The 23,493-nt window shown below is 71.3% G+C and carries 20 protein-coding genes; 15 read left to right on the top strand and 5 right to left on the bottom strand.

Going from position 1 to position 23,493, the window contains the following annotated elements; translation table 11 throughout:
* Positions 1-7: 7 nt before the first annotated feature.
* Together ACGFNV_RS41085 and ACGFNV_RS41090 are read left to right on the top strand one after the other, a co-directional pair.
* Entirely contained in the window at positions 8-1,339 is a 1,332-nt protein-coding gene (locus ACGFNV_RS41085) for a DUF445 domain-containing protein (protein ID WP_393630042.1), read from the top strand.
* Between the two features lie 52 nt (positions 1,340-1,391).
* The gene (locus ACGFNV_RS41090) at positions 1,392-2,936 is read left to right on the top strand and encodes an MFS transporter (RefSeq protein WP_393630044.1); all 1,545 of its coding nucleotides are present in this window, start codon (positions 1,392-1,394) and stop codon (positions 2,934-2,936) included.
* A gap of 163 nt (positions 2,937-3,099) precedes the next feature.
* Here the strand turns inward: ACGFNV_RS41090 and ACGFNV_RS41095 are convergent, their stop codons facing one another.
* Together ACGFNV_RS41095 and ACGFNV_RS41100 are read right to left on the bottom strand one after the other, a co-directional pair.
* Positions 3,100-4,551 carry an alginate lyase family protein gene (locus ACGFNV_RS41095; RefSeq protein WP_393630045.1) on the bottom strand — a complete coding sequence of 484 codons (1,452 nt, stop codon included), beginning with the start codon at positions 4,549-4,551 and terminating at the stop codon, positions 3,100-3,102.
* 219 nt (positions 4,552-4,770) lie between these two features.
* On the bottom strand, positions 4,771-5,220 hold the full coding sequence (locus ACGFNV_RS41100) for a hypothetical protein (RefSeq protein ID WP_393630047.1): 450 nt from the start codon (positions 5,218-5,220) through the stop codon (positions 4,771-4,773).
* 143 nt (positions 5,221-5,363) lie between these two features.
* Between ACGFNV_RS41100 and ACGFNV_RS41105 the strand changes: the two genes are divergently transcribed.
* Entirely contained in the window at positions 5,364-6,326 is a 963-nt protein-coding gene (locus tag ACGFNV_RS41105; RefSeq protein WP_393630049.1) for a GlxA family transcriptional regulator, read from the top strand.
* A gap of 1 nt (position 6,327) precedes the next feature.
* On the opposite strand, the gene ACGFNV_RS41110 is transcribed toward ACGFNV_RS41105, so the two are convergent.
* The 3 genes from ACGFNV_RS41110 to ACGFNV_RS41120 form a co-directional block, all read right to left on the bottom strand.
* Positions 6,328-6,630, bottom strand: a complete 303-nt coding sequence (locus tag ACGFNV_RS41110; protein WP_393630051.1) for a hypothetical protein — start codon at positions 6,628-6,630, stop codon at positions 6,328-6,330.
* Between the two features lie 116 nt (positions 6,631-6,746).
* Positions 6,747-7,298, bottom strand: a complete 552-nt coding sequence (locus tag ACGFNV_RS41115; protein WP_393630052.1) for a hypothetical protein — start codon at positions 7,296-7,298, stop codon at positions 6,747-6,749.
* A 156-nt stretch (positions 7,299-7,454) separates the two neighbouring features.
* Positions 7,455-8,804, bottom strand: a complete 1,350-nt coding sequence (locus ACGFNV_RS41120) for a mucin-1 (RefSeq protein ID WP_393630054.1) — start codon at positions 8,802-8,804, stop codon at positions 7,455-7,457.
* 182 nt (positions 8,805-8,986) lie between these two features.
* Here ACGFNV_RS41120 and ACGFNV_RS41125 point away from each other — a divergent pair, with 182 nt between their 5' ends.
* The 12 genes from ACGFNV_RS41125 (at position 8,987) to fxsT (ending at position 23,482) form a co-directional block, all read left to right on the top strand.
* Entirely contained in the window at positions 8,987-10,006 is a 1,020-nt protein-coding gene (locus ACGFNV_RS41125) for a LacI family DNA-binding transcriptional regulator (RefSeq protein ID WP_393630056.1), read from the top strand.
* Between the two features lie 115 nt (positions 10,007-10,121).
* The gene (locus ACGFNV_RS41130; RefSeq protein ID WP_393630058.1) at positions 10,122-11,465 is read left to right on the top strand and encodes an ABC transporter substrate-binding protein; all 1,344 of its coding nucleotides are present in this window, start codon (positions 10,122-10,124) and stop codon (positions 11,463-11,465) included.
* Positions 11,466-11,529: 64 nt separating this feature from the next.
* Positions 11,530-12,528: a carbohydrate ABC transporter permease gene (locus ACGFNV_RS41135; protein WP_393630060.1), complete on the top strand. Its 999-nt coding sequence runs from the start codon at positions 11,530-11,532 to the stop codon at positions 12,526-12,528.
* Positions 12,529-12,531: 3 nt separating this feature from the next.
* On the top strand, positions 12,532-13,401 hold the full coding sequence (locus ACGFNV_RS41140) for a carbohydrate ABC transporter permease (protein WP_393630062.1): 870 nt from the start codon (positions 12,532-12,534) through the stop codon (positions 13,399-13,401).
* Positions 13,402-13,558: 157 nt separating this feature from the next.
* Positions 13,559-14,023, top strand: coding sequence for a hypothetical protein (locus ACGFNV_RS41145; RefSeq protein WP_393630064.1), 465 nt, complete (start codon positions 13,559-13,561; stop codon positions 14,021-14,023).
* A gap of 233 nt (positions 14,024-14,256) precedes the next feature.
* Positions 14,257-15,147 carry an alkaline phosphatase family protein gene (locus ACGFNV_RS41150; RefSeq protein WP_393630066.1) on the top strand — a complete coding sequence of 297 codons (891 nt, stop codon included), beginning with the start codon at positions 14,257-14,259 and terminating at the stop codon, positions 15,145-15,147.
* A gap of 5 nt (positions 15,148-15,152) precedes the next feature.
* On the top strand, positions 15,153-16,535 hold the full coding sequence (locus ACGFNV_RS41155) for an MFS transporter (RefSeq protein WP_393630068.1): 1,383 nt from the start codon (positions 15,153-15,155) through the stop codon (positions 16,533-16,535).
* The gene (locus ACGFNV_RS41160) at positions 16,532-17,551 is read left to right on the top strand and encodes a TolB family protein (protein WP_393630070.1); all 1,020 of its coding nucleotides are present in this window, start codon (positions 16,532-16,534) and stop codon (positions 17,549-17,551) included. Before ACGFNV_RS41155 ends, ACGFNV_RS41160 begins: the two co-directional genes overlap by 4 nt.
* A gap of 151 nt (positions 17,552-17,702) precedes the next feature.
* A complete protein-coding gene (locus tag ACGFNV_RS41165; protein WP_393630071.1) occupies positions 17,703-17,894 on the top strand; it encodes a hypothetical protein in 192 nt (63 codons plus the stop codon).
* A gap of 21 nt (positions 17,895-17,915) precedes the next feature.
* The gene (locus ACGFNV_RS41170; protein WP_393630073.1) at positions 17,916-20,054 is read left to right on the top strand and encodes an FxsB family cyclophane-forming radical SAM/SPASM peptide maturase; all 2,139 of its coding nucleotides are present in this window, start codon (positions 17,916-17,918) and stop codon (positions 20,052-20,054) included.
* A gap of 6 nt (positions 20,055-20,060) precedes the next feature.
* Positions 20,061-20,918 (top strand): aminoglycoside N(3)-acetyltransferase, encoded by an 858-nt coding sequence (locus tag ACGFNV_RS41175; RefSeq protein WP_393630075.1) that lies wholly within the window; start codon positions 20,061-20,063, stop codon positions 20,916-20,918.
* Entirely contained in the window at positions 20,915-23,482 is a 2,568-nt protein-coding gene (gene fxsT, locus ACGFNV_RS41180; RefSeq protein ID WP_393630077.1) for an FxSxx-COOH system tetratricopeptide repeat protein, read from the top strand. Before ACGFNV_RS41175 ends, fxsT begins: the two co-directional genes overlap by 4 nt.
* The last annotated feature ends 11 nt before the right edge of the window (positions 23,483-23,493 follow it).

Genomic DNA, 23,493 nt, shown 5'->3' on the forward strand with positions numbered 1-23,493 from the left:
GGAGCGGATGAAGCGTACGAATCCAGGTGAAACGGACGCTGTGGGAGCGGGCAGGGCGACGCCGCCCGCCCGCGCGATGACCGTTTTCAGCGCCGCCGACGAGGAGAAGCGGCGCGGTGTGCGCCAGATGAAGCTGACCGCCACCGGCATGCTGCTCCTGGTGGCGCTGGTGTACGTCCTCGCGGAATGGGCCAGGAACCAGGGCGCCGGGCCCTGGGCGGGATACGTCGCCGCGGCCGCCGAGGCCGGCATGGTCGGCGCGCTCGCCGACTGGTTCGCCGTCACCGCCCTCTTCCGTCACCCGCTCGGCCTGCCCATCCCGCACACCGCGATCATCCCGAACAAGAAGGACCAGCTGGGCGTCTCCCTCGGCGAGTTCGTCGGTGAGAACTTCCTCTCCGAGGACGTCGTACGACAGCGGCTGCGCGCCGTCGGCATCGGCAGCCGCCTCGGCGCCTGGCTCGCGGAACCGGAGCACGCGGACCGGGTGACCGCGGAGCTGTCGACCGCCCTCAGGGGCGCGCTGAAGGTCCTGCGCGACTCGGACGTCCAGGCCGTGGTCGGTGAGGCGATCACCCGCCGGGCCAACGCCAAGGAGATCGGGCCCGGCATCGGCAAGATGCTGGAGGGGATCGTCCTCGACGGCGGCCACCGGCGCGCCGTCGACCTGATCGTCTCCCGCGCGCACGACTGGCTGGTGCTGCACGGCGACTCCGTGATGGACGCCGTGCAGGGCGGCGCGCCCGGCTGGACCCCGCGCTTCGTCGACAAGAAGGTCGGCGAGCGCGTCTACAAGGAGCTGCTGCGCTTCTGCGCCGAGATGCGCGACATGCCCTCCCACCCCGCCCGCGGCGCCCTCGACCGCTTCCTCACCGACTTCGCCTCCGACCTGCAGTCCGACACGGACACCCGCGCGCGGGTGGAGCGGCTCAAGGGCGAGGTGCTCGGCCGCGGCGAGGTCCAGGACCTCATCGCCTCCGCCTGGACCGCCGTACGGGCCATGATCGTGTCGGCCGCCGACGACGAGCGCAGCGAACTCCGCCTGCGCGCCCGCGCCTCGTTCCTCTCCCTCGGCACCCGCATGGCCACCGAACCCAAGGTGCAGAACAAGGTCGACAGCTGGGTCGAGGACGCCGCCGTCCACGTCGTGACGACCTACCGCAAGGAAATCACCTCCCTGATCACCGACACGGTCGCCGGGTGGGACGCCCAGCACACCACCCGCAAGATCGAGGCCCACATCGGCCGCGACCTGCAGTTCATCCGCATCAACGGCACGGTCGTGGGCTCGCTGGCCGGCTTGGTGATCTACACGGTGTCGCGGGTGCTGGGGGCGTAGTCCCGCCGCCGCAGGGCACTCGACCGGGGTTCGCTCGATGGGGAGGGAGCCCATGACCACCGCGCAAGCCGCGACCGGCCGTACCGTGACCACGAACATTCCCGCCCGCCTGGACCGCCTGCCCTGGTCCCGCTGGCACTGGACGATCGTCATCGGACTCGGCACCGTATGGATCCTCGACGGCCTGGAAGTCACGGTCGTCGGCAACATCGCGAGCCGTCTGTCGGAACCCGACAGCGGACTGCCGATCACGTCCGGGGAGGTCACCGGCATCGCGGCCGCGCTCTACGTGGCGGGTGCCTGCGTCGGCGCCCTCTTCTGGGGCCGCCTGACCGACATCTGGGGCCGCAAGAAGCTCTTCATGGTCACCCTCGCGGTGTACCTCGCGGCCACCGCCCTGACCGCGGTCTCCTTCGACACCTGGTGGTTCCTGCTCTTCCGCTTCCTCACCGGCTTCGGCATCGGCGGCGAGTACGCGGCCATCAACTCCGCCATCGACGAGCTGATCCCCGCCCATTACCGCGGCCGCGTCGACCTGATGATCAACGGCAGCTTCTGGCTGGGCGCGGTCGGCGGCTCCCTGCTGTCGATCCTCGCGCTGAACACGGACATCTTCGCGGCCAATGTGGGCTGGCGGCTGACGTTCGCCCTGGGCGCCGTACTGGCCCTGGTGATCCTCCTCGTACGACGGCACGTCCCCGAGAGTCCGCGCTGGCTGATGATCCACGGCCGTGACGGCGAGGCCGAACGGATCGTGTCCTCGATCGAGCGGAGGGTGGCGGAGGAGAAGGGCGAGGAGCTGCCGCCCGCCGAGGGCGAGATCACCATCCACCAGCGCCGCAGCGTCACGTTCCTCGAGATCGCCCGCACGGTCTTCTCCGACTACCGCAAGCGGGCCACCCTCGGCTTCGCCCTCTTCATCGGCCAGGCGTTCCTCTACAACGCGATCACCTTCGGCTTCGGCGCGATCCTCACCACGTTCTTCGACGTGCCGAGCGGCAACACCGGCTACTACTTCGCCGTCATCGCCGTCGGCAACTTCTTCGGCCCGCTGCTGCTCGGCAAGCTCTTCGACACGGTGGGCCGCCGGGTGATGATCTCGTCCACGTACCTCCTCTCCGGCCTGCTGCTCTTCGCCACGGCCTGGCTGTTCGACCGCGGCTCCCTGAGCGCCGGGACACTGACGGCCTGCTGGTGCGCGGTGCTGTTCTTCGCCTCCGCGGGCGCGTCCAGCGCGTACCTGACCGTCTCCGAGGTCTTCCCGATGGAGACCCGCGCGATGTCCATCGCCTTCTTCTACGCCCTCGGCACCGCCGCCGGCGGCATCAGCGGCCCCCTGCTGTTCGCCGACCTCACCGGCACGGGCAAGGTCGGCGACACGGTCCTCGCCTTCCAGATCGGCGCGGCACTGATGTGCGTCGCCGGCGTGGTGGCCGCGCTGCTGGCCGTGAACGCCGAGCGACGCTCCCTGGAGGACATCGCCAAGCCGCTGACGGCGGCGGCGACCAAGGCGAGGTCGAAGTCGAAGTCCAAGTCGGGTTCGCAGTCGGCGACGCGGGGCGACCAGCAGGACTCGCGAGCGACCCGGACGGTGTAGCGGCGCGACGGGGCGAGGCGCAGGGCGTCGCGTGCGGCGTCGCAGCGCCGTGCGACTGAGCAAGGGGCGCCCCCTGGGCGGTGGGGGCGCCCCTCGCCGTCTACCGGGGGCGGTGTGACGAAGCAAGGGGTGCCCCCTGGGGTTCGGCGGCACCCCTCGCCGTCTACTGGGGGGACTCTCCCCGGACCTTGCCCCGCCGCCGCAGCAACAGCAGCCCCCCGGCGAGGGCGGTGATCCCCGTGGCGGCGGTCCAGCCGACGAGGTCGGCGGAGCCGGTGGCCGCGAGGTCACCGTTCTTCGCGCCGGTGGCCGCGGCGGTGGCAGTCGACGCGCTCGCGGACGGTGTGGACGCGCTCTGCGGCCGCGGTCCCGGGGCGGCGGGTGCGGAGGCCGAGGCCGCCGGGCGCGGCGCCGCCGACGGGTCCTTCGCCTTGTCCCGCGTGTACGCCAACGTCCCGAACCCGAGCTGGTCGTAGCCGCCGCTGTTGGGCCCGTAGTCCCCGCCGCCGCCCTCGGGCGCGGCCTTGGCGGCGGCACGGGTCAGGTACGTCGCCGACAGGCCACGGCGCTTGGCGTAGTGGTTGGCGATCATGGCCCAGATGGGGCGGACCATGGCCGGATCGACACCGGCGGCGTCGGCGGCGGTCTCCGTCCCCGACCAGCCACCGATCGCGCCCTTCCGGCGCGTGTTGGCGGTGTACGACACGGCTCCGCCGAGGCTCCACTTGGCGACGTACTGGGCGCCCTTGAGGAAGCGGCTGTCGTCGTAGCCGTAGAGGTCGATGCCCTGGTTCCAGGCCATCTCGCAGACGGTGCCCATGAGGCCCACGCCGAGCAGCGCGTGGCCCTGGTCACGGCCGGCCTCGAGCCACTCGCCGAGCCCGTCGTCGTGCACGACGGGGATCGCGTTCTTGACGGAGCCGAGCCCGGCGCCGTGCTTGAAGTACTGCACGGCCCGGCCGACCCTGGTGCTGTCGTCGCAGAAGATGCCGACGGCGAGGACGCAGGCGAGGGCGGCCAGGTCCCAGTTGGGCCAGTAGTTGGTGACGACGGCGCCGTTGTGGTCCTTGAGGAAGGACTCGCTGACCGGGGCGAAGACGTCCCGCAGCACCTTCTGGGCGCGGGCGAGGTCGAAGCCGTCGTGGTCGCGGACGAGTTCGGCGGCGTTCGCGAACTGGTAGCCGTACAGCCCGGCCGCGAGGAACCGGTCGGCGGAGCCCTGGACCGAGGTGAGCTTCGCCGACCAGGCGTTGAGGATCGCGACGGCGGTGTCGGCGTGCGCGGTGTCGCCGCTGACGTGGAAGCGCAGGGCGTTCTGGTAGGCCGCGTGGACGTCGTTGTAGAGGATCGCGTAGTTCTGCGGACTGCCCGCACCTCGGTACACGATCGCCTGCGGATTGGGCGTCCACCCGCTCTGCGCGTGCCGGTTGGCGGTCAGCTTGGCGAACCCGGCCGTGTAGGGGGCGGCGCCGGCCTTCACCTTGGCGGCCATACGGGCCAGGTCGTCGCCGGTGTGCAGCAGGCCGGGGTGCGCGTAGCCGGCGGCGGACGCGGACGGGGCGGCGGCGGCACCGATGGCGGTGGCCCCGGCCGCCACGCCCGCGGCCTTCAGCATGCCGCGGCGGCTGATCTGTCCAGGTCGAGTCAGGTGCATGCCTGGGAGACGGACGGGGCGGGCGAGGATAACGAAAACTGGGGTCCGCCGAGACCGGTGCCCGCCGAGACCGATGCTCGCCGAGACCGAGGCCCGTCGAGTTCGGTGCCCGTCGAAGGCGCGTACGGCGCTTCTTCGTGCGGGCCCCGAACGGGAAGGTGGTGAACGTGCTGGGGCATCTCACGCCCCGGTGGTGGACCCCGGCCGGATGATCATCAGGACCGTCACCGTGGCCCACAGCAGGTTGAACACACCGGTGAACATGGCGAGTCGCACGGTCGCCTCACGGGTCCCCTCTCCCTCGACCAGGGGCTCCTGGCCGGGCAGAACCAGGACGACGAGGACGAGCGCCGCCAGCACGGTCAGGGCGATGGACACGATCAGCCAGGTGTCGCCCATGACGCCCATCGCGCTCGCCGTGAAGAAGCCGAAGACGGGGACCGCGATGCCGATTCCGGCGTAGACGCGGCAGATGCGGTGCAGGAGCCGCACGGTCTCCGTGGCCCGGGGATCGTCCGGCGCGGCCAGGGCGCGGCGCGCGGCGGGCGGGAACATGCTCGCGGCGACGGTGACGGGACCGATGGCGACGATCGCGGCGAGGACGTGGACGGCGAGGAGGAACTTGGTCACGGGCCGACGGTAGGACGGCCGGAGATCTTGGAGAAGCGGCGGTAATGCCAGGCGCCGACGGATTCTCGCCAGCAGGCGCGCGAAGCGCGGCGGAACGGGGGCGCGCCGTTGGCCGGAGTCCGTCGTACGCCTACGCTCTCGCCATGCACACCGTGGCCGTCCTGGCGCTCGACGGCGTCATCCCCTTCGACCTCTCCGCCCCGATCGACACCTTCCGCTGGGCCCGGCTGCCCGACGGCCGCGAGGCCTACCGGGTGCGGGTCTGCTCCCCGGAGGGTGAGGTGAGCGCGGGCACCTTCACCGTACGGACGCCGTACGGCCTGGAGGCGCTCGCGGAGGCCGACACGATCGTCCTGCCCGGCGTCGAGGACCCGCCCGACACGCTGCCGCCGGGCGTCACCGAGGCCCTGCGCGCGGCCGCGGCGAACGGTACGCGCATCGCCTCCATCTGCGTGGGCGCCTTCCTCTTCGCCGCCACGGGCCTCCTCGACGGCCTGCGCGCGACGACGCACTGGATCGCCGCGCCCGACCTGGCGGCCCGCTACCCCGGGGTGAGCGTCGACCCCAACGTCCTCTACGTCGACAACGGCCAGTTCCTCACCTCGGCGGGCGCGGCCGCCGCGATGGACATGTGCCTGCACATGATCCGCAGGGACCACGGCTCGGCGGTCGCCGCGCACGCCGCCCGGATGGCGGTCATGCCGTTGGAACGGGAGGGCGGCCAGTCCCAGTTCATCGTCCACGACCTGCCCCCGGCGCCCGCCGGAGCGACCCTCGAACCCCTGCTGGGCTGGCTGGAGGACCACTGCGACCGCGACCTCACCCTGGACGAGATCGCCGCCCACGCCGGCATGAGCACCCGCACCCTCAACCGCCGCTTCCGCGAACAGACCGGCACGACGCCCCTGCAATGGCTGCACCGGGCACGCGTACGGCGCGCCCAGCACCTCCTGGAGACCACCGCCCACCCGGTCGAACGCATCGCCACCCAGACCGGCTTCGGCTCCCCGACGGCGTTCCGCGAGCGCTTCCGGAGAGTGGTGGGGACGAGCCCGCAGGGTTACCGCAGGGCGTTCCGGTCGGAGCGGGCGACGGAAACGGGATAGGTCACGCCCGCCGGTCCGCCACCGCCCACGACGCGAGGGCGACGGCGCCCGCCACGCCGAGCACCGACGGCCAGGCGCCGACCTTCTTGGCCAGGGGGTGGGACCCGGCGAACGCGGCGACGTACGCGGTGGTCAGCGCGCCCGCGGCCTTCCCGCCGGCCCGCTGTCGCCACTGCTGCGCGGCCGCGGCCCCCGCGGCGGCCAGGACGACCCCGCCGAGCTGCCGCTTCTTCGTCCAGCGGGCCACGCCGTACCCGCCGACGAGCCCGCCCGCGGCGATCACCGAGCTGGGAACCTTCGCCATGACTGCCTCCTACTGATGCGTGATGCGTGATGCGTGATGCCGTGATGCGTGATGCGTGACGCCGTGTTGTGTGGTGCCGCCGGGGTCAGCGCCCCGACCTGCCCATTCTCCGTCCCTCACGCACCGCTGTTCGGCCGGGGGGAGCCGGCCTCGCTGGGCTGACCGCCGTCGGGCTGACCCTTCGGCCGACCACCGTCGGCCCCTGCGCCCCGCTCCGGCAGGCGGCGCGCCCCGACGGCACCCGCGGCGGAGGTCAGCGCCAGCGCGAAGGTGGCGGGATTGACGTACCCCGGGACGTCGCCGTTGTCGTAACTCCCGCCGTCGCTCGTCTCGCAGACGAACCCGAGGGGGACGAAGTGCACGGAGTAGTCGGTGATCTCGATGCCCTGCCGGTGGCGCTCCCACCACCCGGCCGTACGACAGGACTGCGGCGGCGAGGAGTCCGTCCCGCCGTCCTCCGCGGTCATCACCGCGCCGGTGACGATGAGCAGCCCCCAGGTGTACATGGCGAGGGCGGCGGCACCGGTGAGCGCGGCGACGGCGCGGAGCAGGGTCGCCTCCCCGGTGTGGCGTACGCCCGCCTGGGCCAGCTGTCCGAAGCCGAACCCGGTCAGTCCGAAGACGGTGACGGCCGCGACGATGAGGAGGAGAAGGAGCAGGTAGAACATCGAGTCGCGGCCCCCCGGTTGTGAACGATCGGTCGATCGTCGAGTCGAGCACCGAGTCCAACACGCCGAGCCCGCCCCACCTGTGGCGGAGCCCACAGTTCCGGCAACAGCAGTGTCACAGCCGGGCCCGGGGCGCCTCTGTGGCAGGGGAGTGCGTCACCGCGGTGACGGTCCGGGCCAGACGGCCGAGGCGTCGTCACGGTGGGGGTCGGGCAGCCGGACCGGACGGACGGGGAGGGAGCGTTCGACTCCGTCGGTGACCGCCGTCCACCGGGCGGGGTGGCCGGAGTAGCACAGCGTGGTCAGGGCGAAAACCCCGTCGGCGTAGACCTCGACGTACTCACCGATGGTCAGGACGCGCAGGGTGGACGCCGGTTCGGCCAGGACGGCTTCGCCGATGCGGGCCCCGTCGGCGCCGCTCACCCAGAGGTTCTTGCCGTCGCAGCCGACCGTCAGGGCGGGCCGGCCGCCGCCGGGGGCGTCGGTGCGCAGGGTGATCTCGACGGGCCCCGCCATGTCGAGGTCGCCGACCGCGTGCAGGGCGGGCTGATCGGTCTCCTCGCCGAGCCAGGTGTCCAGGCCGGGCCACCACTCCAGGCGGGGTGCCTCGTCCGGCGAGGTGACCAGGAGCTTCGGCTGGGCCAGCATGCCGCGGCAGCGGTCGCCGGAGTCGGTGAGGCCGACGCGGCGGGGAGTGGTGTGCAGGACGACACGGGAGCCGTCGGGGGCGGCGATGACGCGGGGCGCGTAGGAGCCGGTGGGCCCGAGCGGGCCGCGGCGGGTCCAGGGGCCGCGCAGGCGGGGCGCGGTCCACGCCTCGAAGCCGCGGGTGGCGCCGATGGAGCCGAGCAGCAGCCAGCTGCCGTCGTCGAGGCGTTCCAGGACCGGGCACTCCAACTCGTCGACGTCGCCGGGTGAGACGAGCGGCGGGTGGACCGTCCAGTGCTCCAGGTCGTCGGAGGTGGCCCAGGCCACGCAGCCACCGACCTCGACGGGCAGGGAGGCGTCGGCGGCGCACACGGCCATGAACCAGCCGTCCGACTCGTCGTCACGGACGACGAACGGGTCGCGCCAGCCCATCCGTTCGCCCGTGCGGTACCAGCGTGCGTCCGCCTCGACGACCGGACCGGTGCCGTGGCGGCGCCAGCCCGTGCCGTCGGTGCGCTCCGAGTAGGCGAGTCCGACGGACTGGAGCGGCCAGCCGTCCGCCGTCAGACCGCTCACGCCCGTGTAGAACATCGCCATGCCGTCGCCGTACGGGACGGGGTGCATGGTCCACACGGCCTGCTGGTCGAAGCGGCCGGGCAGGCCGGTGCCGAACGCCGTTCCCTGCGGCTGCCACTGGACCAGGTCGGTGGAGGTGGCCCTGCCGTAGGAGGTCTCCATCCGCAGGTGGTCGAACTCGTCCGTCCAGGGGCCTTGGAGGTGCAGCACCGCGTAGGTGCCGTCATGGTCCCGGAGCAGGGCGAAGTCGTTCACGCAGAGGCCGGGCGGGGCGTATCGCATGCACAGGTCCTGTCGGCTCCGCAGCGCCCAAACGCGTGCGCTGAGTATTGATAACGAAGGAGTCACTTGAGAATCGGCCCAAGTAAATCTGAACGCAAACGCTTGCGCAACAACGTGAGCGGGTTTACGGTCGCGTCACTCGCAGATCACACCGATGTGAAACAGCCCTGGAGGAATGTCCCGTGACGGCCAGCATCACCGACGTCGCCCGCGCCGTCGGGGTCTCCGCGTCCACCGTGTCCCGCGCCCTGCGGGGCCAGCCGGGTGTCTCGGACGAGGTGCGGGCACAGATCGCCGCCGTCGCCGCCGAGTTGGGCTACACGGCCTCACGTTCGGCCTCCAGCCTGGCCAGCGGGCGTACCTACACCATCGGGGTGGTCGCGCCGTACATCGGGCGCTGGTTCTTCGGCACCGTGCTGGACGCGTCCGAACAGGTCTTCAGCGCCGCCGGGTACGACGTGCTGCTGTACAACCTCGGCTCACCGGAGGCGCGCAAGCGTTTCTTCACCAAACTGCCGGTACGCAAGCGGGTCGACGCGGTGCTCTCGCTGCTGATCCCCGACCGGGCCGAGGAGGGCGCGCTGCGCTCGCTCGGCGTGCCGCTGGCCACGACCGTCGGCGGGCCCCGGGAGGGCTTCACCGTGGTCGGCATCGACGACCGGGCGGGGGCCGAGAGCGCCGTACGGCATCTGGTGAACCTCGGACACCGCAGGATCGGGATGATCGCCGGGACCAGCGGGCCGCTGCACTGGACCACCCCGATAGCGCGACGTCAGGGGTATCTGGACGTACTGGCCGAGAGCGGAATCGCGCACGACCCGGCGCTGGAGGCCGACGGCGGTTACACCGTCGAGGGCGGTGAGCAGGCCATGACCCGACTGCTCGCCGCGTCCCGGCCGCCGACCGCCGTGTTCGCGCAGTCCGACGAGATGGCGATGGGCGCGCTGCGCGCCCTGCGGCGCCACCGGCTCCGGGTTCCTGACGATGTGTCGGTCGTCGGGTTCGACGATCACGAGCTCGCCGAGGTCGTCGGCCTGACCACGGTCGCCCAGCCGGTCGCCGGCCAGGGCGCCGAGGCCGCCCGGCTGCTGCTGCGACAGCTCGACGAACCGGGCGCCGACCAGCCCGGGCACGTACAGATGCCCATCCGTCTCGTCCTGCGCGAGACCACGGCCCCGCCCAGCCCTCGCGGACCGCAGTAACCCCGACCCCTTCACTTCTTCCGACTCCCTCACCTCTTCGAGCTCCACGCCCCCACGCCGGGGAGCGCTCAGCAGTTCCGACCCTCACCCCAGCACCGACGCACGGAGGACCACGATGAACGCCGGACACAGAAGGCACCGCCACGCGGCCTGTACGGGCCTGGCCCTCGCCCTGCCCCTGGCGGCGCTGGCCGCCTGCGGCGGAGGCGGTGGCACCGACACCTCGGCCGAGGCGGGCAGCGGCAAGGGCACCATCAGCGTCTGGGCCCACCAGGGCCAGGAGAGCGAGGCCGCAGCCCTGCAGAACGCGGTGAAGTCCTTCAACTCCTCGCAGAGCAAGGTGAAGGTCGAGCTGAAGCTGATACCCGAGAAGGACTACACCAAGACCATCACCGCAACCGACGCCTCCAAGCTGCCGGACGTGATGGAGTTCGACGGCCCGACCATGGCGAACTTCGTCTACAACAAGAAGCTCGCCCCGATCGACTCCTACGTCTCCGCCAAGACCCTGGGCAATGCCACCGACGCCATCAAGGCGCAGGGCGAGATCGACGGCAAGCACTACGGCCTGGGCATGTTCGACTCCGGGCTCGGCATGTACGGCAACAAGAAGCTGCTGGACGCGGCCGGGGTGAAGTACCCGAAGGGCCTGTCCGACGCCTGGACGGCGAAGGAGTTCGACGCCGCGCTGAAGGCGCTCAAGGCCAAGGACTCCGACGGCAAGGTCCTCGACCTCCAGGAGAGCAACGGCCTCAACAACGAGTGGGGAACCTACGGTTTCGCCCCCGTCGTCTGGTCGGCCGGCGGTTCCCTGCTCAAGGACGGCAAGGCGGCCGGCGCCCTCGACACCCCGGCCGTGGTCTCGGCGCTGAAGACCTTCCAGTCCTGGAAGCCCTACGTCGACCCGAACACCGACGCGGGCGCCTTCACCAAGGGCCGGGTCGCGCTCAGCTGGGTCGGCCACTGGATGTACCCCGCGTACAGCCAGGCGCTCGGCAAGGACCTCGTCGTGATGCCCCTGCCGGACTTCGGCAACGGCCCCAAGACCGGCCAGGGCTCCTGGGCCTGGGGCATCGGCGCGAACACCAAGAACGCCAAGGCCGCCGGCGCCTTCCTCGACACCCTGCTCGACGACACCAACGTCACCGCGATGACGAAGGCCAACGGCGCGGTGCCCGCCACCAAGTCGGCGCTCGCCGCGAGCGAGCTGTACAAGCAGGGCGGCCCGCTCCAGCTCTTCTCCGAGCAGCTCGCCAAGCCGTGCGGCGACCGTGACATCACCAAGTCGTGCGTGGCCGTCACCCGCCCCGTGACCGCCGGATACCCCGTGGTCACCGCCAAGTTCAGCGAGGCCCTGAACTCGATCTACGGCGGCGCCGACCCCAAGGACGCCCTGTCCAAGGCCGCCCGCGCCATCGACCGGGACTTCTCCGACAACGCCGGCTACGAGATCCCGTAGGACCCATCGGCCGGGGCGGGCACGCGGCAGCCGTGCCCGCCCCGCCGGGGAGAGGACCCCACCCGTGAAATCCGTGGAACCCGCGCACGCCGCACCGCCCGGCCCGGACCTGGCCCCGCCCGTGACCTCCGTGAAGCCCGCACCCCCGACACGCACAGCGCGCAAGAACCGCGAGTGGCTGCACGGACTGCTGATGTCCGCCCCCGCCGTCGGCGGGCTCATCGCCTTCGTCGGCATCCCCTTCGGCTACGCCGTGGTGCTCTCCTTCTACAACGTGCGCCTGGGCTCGCCGCTGGAACCGACCTTCTTCGGAGTGGAGCAGTACCGGAGGCTGTTCACCGACCCCGACCTCTCGGGACCGTTCCTGCGGGCGCTGCTCAACAACCTGACGTTCGCCGTGGTCGTCGTCCCCCTCCAGACGGGCCTGGCGCTCGGGCTGGCGATCCTGCTGAACCGCAAGCTCAAGGCCATCGGCCTGTTCCGGTCCTTCTTCTTCATGCCCGTCGTCTTCCCGATGGCGCTGGTCGCCGTGATCTGGCGGCTGATCCTCGCCCGCAGCGACCAGGGCATGCTCAACTCCGCGCTGGACGTGGTGAGTTTCGGCAACTGGGGCGCCTTCGACTGGCTCGGCGACGCCACCACGGCCATGGCGTCGGTCATCGTCCTCTCCGTCTGGCAGGGCGTCGGCTTCCAGATGGTCATCCTGCTCGCCGGCCTCCAGCAGATACCGGGTGAGCTGTACGAGGCCGCCGAACTCGACCGGGCCTCCCGCTGGCAGCAGTTCCGCCACGTCACGCTCCCCGGCATCCGGGGCACCCTCGTGTTCGTCGCCCTGCTCACCTCGGTGCTGTCCTTCCGTGTCTTCGACCAGGTCTACGTCCTCGTCCGGGGCGGCGGTCTCGACGAGGACGCCGCCCGCACCGTGATGTACCAGGCCGTGACCACGGCCTTCGACCAGAACAACATCGGCCAGGCGTCCGCGATCACGGTCGTGTTCTTCCTGATCGTCGTGGTCCTGACCCTGATCCAGCGCCGCGTCGTCCGGCCCGACAACGAGGACTGACCCATGGCCATGACCCGCACGACCCGCATGCCGCGCGCGCCCCACAGGGGGATCCGCCGCGTCCTCGACTACGCCGTCCTCTCCGTCCTGGCCTTCGTCTTCACGCTGCCCGTCCTCTATCTCTTCCTGGGCAGCCTCAAGCCGTCCGACGAGGTCCTCGACGGCCTGTCCGGCTTCCTCCCGACCCATCTGTCCTTCGACAACTACTCCGCCGTCCTCGACAGCCTCAACTCCGACAGCACCGGCTACTTCTGGCGCTTCATGGGCATCTCGCTGCTGCTGTCGTTCGTGGTCGTCACGGGCGGCCTGTTCGTCAACTCGATGGCGGCGTACGGGCTGTCACGGCTGAAATGGCGGGGCAGGGAGGCGGTCTTCACGCTGGTCCTCCTCCTGATGCTCGTCCCGTTCGAGTCGGTGGCGGTCCCGCTGTTCTATATGTTCAACGACCAGCGCAACACGCTCTTCATCCAGGCGATCCCCTTCATCGCCAACGCCTTCTCGGTCTACCAGTTCCACACGTTCTTCCGCTCGATCCCGCCGAGCATCGAGGAGGCGGCCCGGCTGGACGGCGCGGGCCCGTGGCGGACCTTCTTCGCGATCATCGTGCCGATGTCGAAGCCCGTGTTCGCCTCGGTCGCGATCCTCACCTTCCTCACCCAGTGGGGCTCCTTCCTCTGGCCGGTCCTGATGGTCTCCGACCCGTCGGTCCGCCCGCTCCCCCTGGAAATGAGCGTCTTCCAGGGCCAACAGCCCCCCGACTGGGGCCAGATCCTCGCCTTCGGCGTCCTCCTCGTCCTCCCCGTCCTGGTGGTCTTCGCCTTCTTCCAGCGCTGGTTCGTGCAGGGCGTCGCCAGCTCCGCGGTCAAGGGCTGAGCGGGGGAGGGGGCGGGCGGGCGGCCTCGACGGGCAAATCGCTGGCGGCGGCCGGGCCGCACAGGAGAACCTGACGGCCTGGTCCACCTGGACCAGCCGGACGCGCTGTACGAGGCGATCGGGCGATCGCCGGGTTCATGAACGGGAAGGCGGCACGGTGAGCGAGGCCCAGCCGCCGGAACACGCGAGATTCGCGACCTACGTGAGAGAATTGCGTCAGGCGACGCCCGCCGAGGAAGCCCTGCTGATCCGCAGAATCCTCGCCGATCCCGACCCCGTGATGTCCCGGTCGGCCGTACTCAACCACCTCGACGAACGGGCGACGGCCCTCCACCTGACCCCGGCCCACCCACAGTGGTCGCAGTCGATGACGGAGGCGACGACCGACCACCCTTTCCTGACTGCCCGCCTCCGGGAATGGACCCTCCTCCGGTCCGTCGCCCTGGCCCACCCCTGGACCCCCGAGTCCCTGACGAGGGCCTCCGACTGGCTGCAACGCAAGATCGTCGAGACATCCGCGAACCCCGAGGCACTGGCCCTCCTGGCCGACCAGGGCCGCACCAGACGCGTCCGCCACACCACCCGGACCAAGCTGCGTGACCTCAACCGCGGCCGAGGTTGACGGCCGCCACCGTGCCCAGCTGAAGGCTTCCGCCATGCCCCAAACCCGTCGGCGCCCCGCTTGACCCGGAATTTGCCGGGATGGTGACCGCTTGACTCGGGCTTTGCCCGGCAGGGCCCACCGTTCGTCTGATCTTCGCTCACGACGCGCGGCCGGGTTCCCTCGCCCACCCCTAGGGTTACGGCGCTCCCACCACCCCCCGTGAGTCCGTCACACCTGTCCGGAGGACAGTTATGACCGCCGTCAAGGCTCCCAAGCGCGACCGACGTCCCCTCGCCGCACTGGCCGGTGCCGTGGCCCTCACCGCCACTTCGATCGGGCTGTGGGCCGCCACCGCCTCCACCGCCGAGGCCGCCTCCCTCCCGACCCCCGACCACGTCGTGGTCGTGGTGATGGAGAACCACGCCTACTCGCAGGTGATCGGCAGCTCCAGCGCCCCCTACATCAACAACACCCTGAAGGCGGGTGGCGCCAACCTCACGCAGTCCTACGGCCTCACCCACCCCAGCGAGCCCAACTACTACATGCTGTTCTCGGGCTCCAACCAGGGCCGCACCGACGACAGCTGCGTCTCCGTCGGCTCCATAAACAAGCCCAACCTCGCCTCCGAGCTGATCGCCGCCGGCAAGACCTGGGCGAGCTACAACGAGTCGCTGCCCAGCCAGGGCTCCACGACCTGCAGCAGCGGCAACTACGCGCAGAAGCACAACCCGTGGTTCGGCTTCTCCAACGTGCCCACGAGCACCGCGAAGACCATGACCCAGTTCCCCACCGACTACACCACCCTGCCGAAGGTGTCCTTCGTCGTCCCCAACCTGTGCAGCGACATGCACGACTGCTCGGTCTCCACGGGCGACACCTGGATCAAGAACAACCTCGGCGCCTACGCCACCTGGGCCAAGACCCACAACAGCATCCTCGCCGTCACCTTCGACGAGGACAACAAGCTGTCCGGCAACCGCATCCCCACCGTCTTCTACGGTGAGCACGTCACCCCCGGCAGCTCCAGCGCCACCACTTACAACCACTACAACGTCCTGCGCACCGTGGAGGACCTCGCCGGTCTCACCGCCCACGCGGGCAACGCCGCCTCGGCGGCCGACATCTCCGGCATCTGGAACTGACACTCGTGTATCTCGCGGACTCCCGTAGCACCAAGACCGGGGACTCGCACAGCACCAAGGCCGCCGTCGTCCCGGACACCCGTCCGGGGCGGCGGTCGGCCGCCGTGCCCGGCACGGTGCTGGCACTCGGCGCGGTCAGCCTGATCACCGACATCTCCTCGGAGATGGTCACGGCCGTCCTCCCGCTGTACGTGGTCACGGCCCTCGGCCTCTCACCGCTCGGCTTCGGACTCCTGGACGGCATCAACAACGGCGTGGGCGCCCTGGTCCGCCTGGCCGGCGGCCACCTCGCCGACCGGGGAGGAGGCCGCAGCCACAAGGCCGTCGCGGGCCTCGGTTACGGCCTGTCGGCGCTGTGCAAGCCCCTTCTGCTCCTCGCCCACACCCTCCCCCTGATCAGCGCGGTCCTCGCGGTCGACCGCACCGGCAAGGGGCTGCGCACCGCACCCCGGGACGCGATGATCTCCCTCGCCACCGCACCCGAACGCCGGGGACGGGCGTTCGGCGTCCACCGCGCCATGGACACCACCGGCGCACTCCTCGGCCCCCTCGTCGCCTTCGCCGTACTGCGCGCCACCGTCGACGGCTACGACGCGGTCTTCGCGGTCAGCGGCTGCGTCGCCGCGCTCGGCGTCCTGGTGCTGGTGCTGTTCGTGCCGCGCCGTATCGCGACGACGGTCGCCGGGCCGCGCCCCGAGCCGCCGCCCGAACGGGATGCCGTACCGTCGCCGGACCCGGCCCGCCCCGCGCTGCGCGAGCGGGGTGCCGTACCGTCCCCGGACCCGGCCCGCCCGGCGCTGCGTGACGCGCTCGGCCTGTTGCGCCGCCCGGAGCTGCGCCGACTCACCCTGTGCGCGACCCTCCTGGGCCTCACCACGGTGAGCGACTCCTTCCTGTACCTGCTCCTCCAACGCGAAGGCGACCTGCCCGCCCACCTCTTCCCGCTCCTGCCCCTCGGCACGGCGGCCGTCTTCCTCCTCCTCGCCGTCCCGCTCGGCGCCCTCGCCGACCGCGTCGACCGCCGCCTGCTCTTCCTGGCCGGCCACGGCGTCCTGCTGCTCGGCTACGGCCTGGTGCTGTCCCCCTGGCACGGCATCCCGGCGGTCATCGCGGTCCTCCTTCTGCACGGCACCTTCTACGCGGCCACCGACGGCGTACTCGCGGCCGCCACGGCGGGAGCGGTCCCCGCCCAGCACCAGGGCGCCGGCCAGGCACTGGTGGGCACCGGCCAGGCGCTGGCCCGGTTCGCCTGCTCCCTCGCCTTCGGCGCGGCCTGGAGCGAGTGGGGCGGCCGAACCGCCCTGGCCATGACGGCGGCGGCACTGGCGGTCAGCGCGGCGGTGGCCGCGTATGTACTCCGTACGACAGACGAGGTGAAGCCCGCATGACCAGGAGATCCCGACTGCTGATCCTCCTGCTCGCCGTCGTGCTGCTCGGCGCGGTCGGCACGGGAGCGGTACTGCACGCGGCCCACCGCTCGGGCCAACGGGACGAGCAACAGGCGGACGGCCCGACGGTACGACCCGGCACGGTGTCACTCCGGCCGCCCACCCCCCAACTGTTGTTCCGCAACCTGGCCTGGGGCCCGCACCGCGACGAGATCGCCGCCGTGCCCGCCGGTGATGTGCGGGGCCCGCGCACGGCTTCGGGCGTCAAGTGCCTGCGCTTCCACGCGGCGGCCGGAACGGCGATCTGCCTCCAGGCCGTACACGGCGCCCTGGAGGACACCTACCGCGCGGTGGTCCTGGACTCCCAACTCCACGAACTCCACCACTTCCCGGCCGCCGGCATCCCCACCCGCGCCCGCGTCTCGCCCTCCGGCCACCTCGTCGCCTGGACCGTCTTCGTCAGCGGCGACTCCTACGCCGGCACCGACTTCTCCACCCGCACCGCCATCGTCGACACCCGCACCTGGTCCATCGACGACAACCTCGAGACCTTCCACATCACCAAGGACGGCCACCCCTACCGCGCCGCCGACACCAACATCTGGGGCGTCACCTTCGCCGACGACAACCGCTTCTACGCCACGCTGGCGACGGGGGGCAAGACCTACCTGGTCCGAGGCGATGTCGAGGCCCGCACGCTCACGACCTTGCACAGCAACGTCGAATGCCCGTCCCTTTCCCCCGACGGCACGCGCATCGCGTACAAGAAACGCGTGCAAGGAGCCTCCCCGGACGCGCCCTGGCGCCTCTACGTCCTCAACCTCCGCACCATGAAGGAAACGGCAACGGCGGAACAGCGCAACATCGACGACCAGGCCCTGTGGGCCGACAACTCCACGCTGGACTACGCCCTCCCAGGGGACTACGGCTCGGATTTGTGGACGGTCCCGGCGGACGGGACGGGCACGGCCCGCCGGTTGCTGACGTCGGCGGTGGCACCCGCTTACGTGGAGTGAGGGCACAGGGCCCGCCATCCTCGCCGGAACCGGGGCCGGTTCGTGCTCTTGTCCTCGCGCCGACGACGCCACGATGATGAGGCTGCGGTGACGGCCCGCCGCGCCGGGTGACACAGCGTGTGCCCTTCGTGAACCAGCAAAGGAGATCGGGATGAGCACAGCCTCGGACGTCTTCCCTGGCGGTCTGTCTCGCACGCCGCATGTGGAGGTGGATTTCGCCACGCTGGTCCCCGACTGCGCGGACACCCCTCTGGAAGAGCTGGGTGAGGCCACTGCCGCGGCACTGGCCCGACTGCTTCCGTGCGGGGGGACGCCCACAGCGACCTTCCAGTCCAGTATCTGAGCGAGCCGGACACCGTCTGCGGTGGCTGCTCCTTCCCCAGCGTTTCGCCAGTTCGTCCTGAAGGTGCACAGCAGGTGCGACCTCGCCTGCGACCACTGCTACGTCTACGAGCATGCCGACCAGAGCTGGCGGCGCAGGCCGCATGTGATGCCCGACGACGTGGTCGACGCGACGGTGTCACGGATCACCGAGCACATGGTTCGCCACCCCGAACTCCAGCGCGTGCACGTCATCCTGCACGGCGGCGAACCGCTGCTGGCCGGGCGCGCGCGGCTGGCTCGGATCGCGGCAGACTTGCGTGCGGCGCTGGACGGGGTATGCACCCTCGACCTGCGCATGCAGACCAACGGCCTGCTCCTGGACGACGACTTCTGCGCCATGCTGGTCCGCGAGGGGATCAGTACCGGAATATCCCTCGACGGGGACCGTGCCTCCCACGACCGTCACCGCAAACGGGCCAATGGCACCGGCTCGTACGACGCGGTGGTCCGGGCCGTTCGGCTCATCGGGTCCCCTCCCTACCGTCGAGCCTTCGCGGGACTGCTGTGCACGGTCGACGTGGCGAACGACCCGTCAGCGGTGTACCGGGCCCTGGCCGAACTTGAACCCCCCAGGGTGGACTTCCTGCTGCCGCACGCCACTTGGGAGCGGCCTCCCGCGCGGTCCGGGGAGCACCCCACCGCTTACGCGCGGTGGCTGACCGATGTGTACGACCTCTGGAACGCCCAGGGCAGGCCCTTCCCGGTCCGCTTGTTCGACTCGCTCGAGGCGGGCCGCGACGGGCAGGACTCGTTCACGGAGGCACTCGGCCTGGGCAGTCCCGACCTCGTGGTCGTCGAGACGGACGGCGAGATCGAGCAGGCCGACTGGCTCAAGACCGCGGAGCAGGACGCGCCGCGGACCGGATTCCATGTCCTGCGGCATTCTTTCGACGAGGCGGCTGCGCACCCCGGTTTCCTCGCCCAGCGGAACGGCATGGACGGCCTGTGCCGGACCTGCCGCCACTGCCGCCTGGTACGGATCTGCGGCGGTGGCCTCTACGGCCACCGGTACCGTCGGGGCAACGGCTTCGACAACCCCTCGGTGTACTGCATCGACCTGGTCCGGCTCATCGACCATGTGCTCCAGTCCCCGCCCCGGCGTCCCGTCAGGCCTGCCCACGCCCTCACGCGGCGGAGCTTCGACTCCCTCGCGGCGGGTGACGGCGACGACGAGGCGCTGCGCGTCCTCGTCACGGCTGAATCCAGTGTCCGCAGGATGCTCCTGGCCGCCGTGTGCAGGCGACAGCCCGGACCGGAGGCGGAGGCACTGACCCGTATGGACCGTCGATGGCCGCACCGGACGGCCGAGTTACTGCGTCACCCGTATCTGGGGGAGTGGTCGGCCCGCAGTCTCGAAGGGCTCCTGGATCAGGGTGCCGTCCGGCAGCGGCTGGTGGAGATCGCCCTTGCGCTCGCCCTGCGCGCCGGGACCGACCTGGAGGCCGAGCTGCCGGACACCGTCCACACGCTCCACGTGCCGGGCTTCGGCCGGCTGACCCTGCCGCCCGCCCGGGGGCGGGTCGGACTCGTCGTGCGCCGTGGGGTGCTCCTGCTGAGCCGGGGCGACGGCGAGCGCCCACGGCCCGTCACCGGGACAGCGCACGAAGAGACGTCATGGGAACCGGTGCGCCGCATCGTCACGGACGAGTTCCGCGTCCTGCTGGAGGACGGCGACCCCTACCGCGACGTCGCCGGCGTAGCGCCGTCGCCACGGTTGGACGACGAGGAGTACGGCCGGTGGCAACACCTGTTCACCGAGGCGGCCGCCCATCTCCGGGCCCGGCACAGTCGGCGCCTGCCGGGAATCCGCACGCTGCTGACCGCCTGCACCCCGCTCCGCGACCCGACACCGGAGGGGGCCGTCACCGCCGGCCCCCGGGCCTTCGGCGCGCTGGCGCTGTCCCTGCCGGACACCGCCGCCCAGCTGAGCGACCTCCTCGTGGACGGCGTCCAAGAGCTCAAGTTCAACGCGTTGTCGGACCTGTTCGACCTCGCCGGAAGCCCGGAGGCCCTGGACCGGCTGCGCTCCGCCTACCTCGGCCGCGCGGCTGCCGATGCCCGGGACGCGGCCGGTCTGACGCGATACGGACGCCGTATGGCCGGTCTGCTGGGGAGTTGACGACGGATGCACAGCAAGGCGTCACTCGCCGCCGATCTGAGGAGACTGGGCTGCGCGCAGGGCACCACACTGCTGGTCCACGCGTCTCTGGGTTCCATGGGCCCGGTGCGGGACGGCGCCCGCACGGTGGTCCGTGCCCTCCGTGCCGTGCTCGGCCCGGAGGGCACCTTGGTCGTGCCCGCCTTCACCGCGGGCAACTCGCGGACGTCCCCCCAGTACATAGCACGCACGCGCGGTATGACGGACAGCCGACTGAGGGAGTTCCACGACGTCATGGAGCCCTTCAGGGCGTCGTCCACTCCGTCCGAGGGCATGGGAAGGATCGCCGAGGAGGTGCGCCGCACGGCGGGTGCCCGGCGCAGCGGCCATCCCCAGACCTCCTTCGCCGCACTCGGCGCCCACGCCGAGCGGGTCACCGCATGGCACGCGGAGGACTGTCACCTGGGCGAACAGTCACCGCTGGGCCGCCTCTACGAACTCGGCGCCCACATCCTGCTGCTGGGCGTCGGATTCGACGTCTGCACCGCCTTCCACCTGGCGGAGTACCGCCCGCCCGGTCCTACCCGCCGATACGACTGCAAGGTCCTCGTCGACGGCACCCCCCGGTGGACGAGCTCTGTCGACGTGGATTTGCACGACGAGGACTTCGGCCCACTGGGCCGGTGGCTCGAGACACGGTCCCGCGATGACGGCCCGACCGCCGACGGCCGTATCGCACACGGCCGTGTCGGCAACGCCGAAAGCCGCCTGCTGCCGCTGCGCTGGGCCGTCGACTCCGCTGTCGAGTGGATGGACCTCCACCGGCCCTCGCGCGCTCACGCGGCCCGCGGCCCGGACGTCGAAAGGCCACGTGTCCGACCATGACGCACCCGCCCGACCGGCCCTCCGAAGGTCGGATCATCACGTTCCACAGTCCCCAGGGCGGCACCGGTCGCACCATGGCCCTGGCCAACGTGGCCTGGATCATCGCCTCGCAGGGCCACAGGGTCCTGACGGCCGACTGGAACCTGGAGGCGCCGGGGCTGGACCGGTTCCTGCACCCGTTCCTCGACCGTGGCGCACTGCGCCGTCGGCCCGGCGTGCTGGAGCTCGTCCTCGGACACGTGGCACGCGTCGAGGAGGCGCGTGCCCGTCTGCCGGAGCCCGGCGGACTGCCGCAGGATCCCGGCGAGATGGACCGGCTCGACGCCTGGGTCGCCGCGCACACCGGTATCGAGGACGCGGTGTCCCCGCTGCAAGTGGACTTTCCGGCGGGCGGACGACTGGACCACCTCCACGCCCGTACAGCGGACAATGAATGGGCGCGCGCCTACTCGACACCCGACTGGGACCGCTTCTACGACGAGCGGTTCGGCGGCCGGTTCCTGGATGCGCTGTGCGCGCTGTTCCGGCGGGACTACGACTATGTTCTCGTCGACAGCCCCAAGGGCGGGAGCGACCTCGCCGACCTCTGCACCATCCAGTTGCCCGACGTGCTGGTGCACTGTTTCACCCACAGCGACCAGGGCATCGAGGGTGCGGCGGCCCTGTCGCACCGGGTGGAGAGCCTGTACACGCACCGCCGGATCCGTGTCCTGCCGGTGCCCATGCGCGCGGAACGCGCGGAACCGGACCGGCTCGAGGCCGCCCGGGCCCGGGTCCGGCTGAGGTTCCACGGGTTTCTGCTGCGCACACCGGATGTCGACCCTCGCCGCTACTGGGGCGACGTGGAGATCCCGTACCAACCGGCCTACGCCTACGAGGAGATCCTGGCAGTCCTCCGTGACGAACCGGGCGCCCCGTCCTCCCTGCTCGCGGCCTACGAACGGCTCACCGCGGTCATCACGCGGGGAGAGGTCACCTCGCTCGTCCCGCCGGACGAGGGACAACGCCGGACGTATCTGAAGACCGCCGTACGGGGCCGGTCCGTCGACCCCCCGGACGTCGTCCTCGGCCATCTGCCCGAGGACGACGTGTGGGCGGACTGGATCGGTGGTGTCCTCGGCGAGGCGGGGCTCACCGTGGTCCGCCCGGGCCCCGAGGACGCCGGGATCCAGGACCTGGTGCGCGTGGCCTCCCGCACGGTGGTGGTCGTGTCGGCCGCGTACGGGGATTCCGCCCTGGCCCGGACCCTGTGGGAAGCCGTGGTGGCCGTCGACGAGCTGGGCTCGGGGCGCATACTGGTGCCCGTCCGCGTCGACCCCGTACCGCTCGCGTGTCAGTTCCCGGACCGGGCGGCCGTGGACCTGACCGGTGACGACGAGGCCGACGCCAGAACCGCTCTCCTACGGGCCATGAAGTTGCGGGACGTCTCTCGTGCGGGGCCCGGCGCCGCTGCCGACAGCGGCCCCCGCTACCCGGGAGTCGAACCGCCCGCCTGGTCCGTGCCCATGCGCAACCGGGGCTTCACCGGGCGCACCGAACTGCTTCGTACACTGCGTCGGCGGCTCGACGGCAACGACACGCCCCTCGTGCTGCACGGTCCGGGCGGCGTCGGGAAGACACAGTTGGCCCTCGAGTACGCCCACCGCTACGGCCGCGGCTACGACGTCGTCTGGTGGATCCACGCGGAGTCCCGCGCAGGAGCACTGGAGCAGTACGCCGAACTGGCTCCCCACCTTGGCGTAGAGGAGCGCGGCGATGCCGCGGCCACGGCCGAGGCGGTCCGGGACGCCCTGCGCCACGACGGCAGGTACCGCCGGTGGCTGCTGATCTTCGACAGTGCCACCACACCCGAGACCCTCGAACCGATGCTGGTCGACAGTTCGGTGGGCCATGTCCTGATCACCACGCAACACCACGGCTGGGCCCGGCTCGCCGAGCACCTCGACGTGGGCGGCTTCACACGGACCGAGAGCATCGCGCATCTCCGTGGCCGGGTCTCCGAGCTGAGCGCCGAGGATGCCGATGCCGTCGCCGAAGAGGTCGCCGACCTGCCACTGGCCGTGGAGCTGGCGGCCGCCTTTCTCGAACAGTCCCGCATGGACCCCTCCTTGTACCTTCGTCTGCTGCGGGAGAAGCCGGGCCGTGACGACGCCGGTACCGACGCGGACCCGTCGTGGCGGGGCGGAGCCCTGCCTGACTCCCTCCCACAGTGGCCCGTCGCCCGCCGTCTGCTCCAACTGTGTGCCCACTTCGGCCCGGAGGCCATCCCGCTCGACCTGCTGAACGGCAAGGCCGTGCGCGATGCCCTGGCCGAGCTGGAGCCGGGGAGCGACGACACGGCTCTGGTCGCGCGGGCCGTCCGGTGTCTCGGCCGTCAGCCGTTGTGCCACGTCGACCGCCGTAACGGAACCATCCAGATCCACCGGCTTCTGCAGCGCGTGGTCCGCGAGTGGATGTCGGAGGAGGAGCACGAGACCGTCCGCGCGACCGTCCGCGCTGTACTCGGCGGCGCCCGTCCTGCGGACGGTGACCGGGCTGCCGACGGTGCGCCCGGGCCCGGCTGAACCGGTCGATC

It is taken from the genome of Streptomyces sp. NPDC048751 (assembly GCF_043198595.1).
GTDB lineage: Bacteria > Actinomycetota > Actinomycetes > Streptomycetales > Streptomycetaceae > Streptomyces.

Bases quoted from the DNA above. Each gene is read 5' to 3' on its own strand.
- ACGFNV_RS41085 (WP_393630042.1), top strand. From the start codon at position 8: ATGAAGCGTACGAATCCAGGTGAAACGGACGCTGTGGGAGCGGGCAGG.
- ACGFNV_RS41090 (WP_393630044.1), top strand. From the start codon at position 1,392: ATGACCACCGCGCAAGCCGCGACCGGCCGTACCGTGACCACGAACATT.
- ACGFNV_RS41095 (WP_393630045.1), bottom strand. From the start codon at position 4,551: ATGCTGAAGGCCGCGGGCGTGGCGGCCGGGGCCACCGCCATCGGTGCC.
- ACGFNV_RS41105 (WP_393630049.1), top strand. From the start codon at position 5,364: ATGCACACCGTGGCCGTCCTGGCGCTCGACGGCGTCATCCCCTTCGAC.
- ACGFNV_RS41110 (WP_393630051.1), bottom strand. From the start codon at position 6,630: ATGGCGAAGGTTCCCAGCTCGGTGATCGCCGCGGGCGGGCTCGTCGGC.
- ACGFNV_RS41115 (WP_393630052.1), bottom strand. From the start codon at position 7,298: ATGTTCTACCTGCTCCTTCTCCTCCTCATCGTCGCGGCCGTCACCGTC.
- ACGFNV_RS41120 (WP_393630054.1), bottom strand. From the start codon at position 8,804: ATGCGATACGCCCCGCCCGGCCTCTGCGTGAACGACTTCGCCCTGCTC.
- ACGFNV_RS41130 (WP_393630058.1), top strand. From the start codon at position 10,122: ATGAACGCCGGACACAGAAGGCACCGCCACGCGGCCTGTACGGGCCTG.
- ACGFNV_RS41140 (WP_393630062.1), top strand. From the start codon at position 12,532: ATGGCCATGACCCGCACGACCCGCATGCCGCGCGCGCCCCACAGGGGG.
- ACGFNV_RS41150 (WP_393630066.1), top strand. From the start codon at position 14,257: ATGACCGCCGTCAAGGCTCCCAAGCGCGACCGACGTCCCCTCGCCGCA.
- ACGFNV_RS41160 (WP_393630070.1), top strand. From the start codon at position 16,532: ATGACCAGGAGATCCCGACTGCTGATCCTCCTGCTCGCCGTCGTGCTG.
- ACGFNV_RS41165 (WP_393630071.1), top strand. From the start codon at position 17,703: ATGAGCACAGCCTCGGACGTCTTCCCTGGCGGTCTGTCTCGCACGCCG.
- ACGFNV_RS41175 (WP_393630075.1), top strand. From the start codon at position 20,061: ATGCACAGCAAGGCGTCACTCGCCGCCGATCTGAGGAGACTGGGCTGC.
- fxsT (WP_393630077.1), top strand. From the start codon at position 20,915: ATGACGCACCCGCCCGACCGGCCCTCCGAAGGTCGGATCATCACGTTC.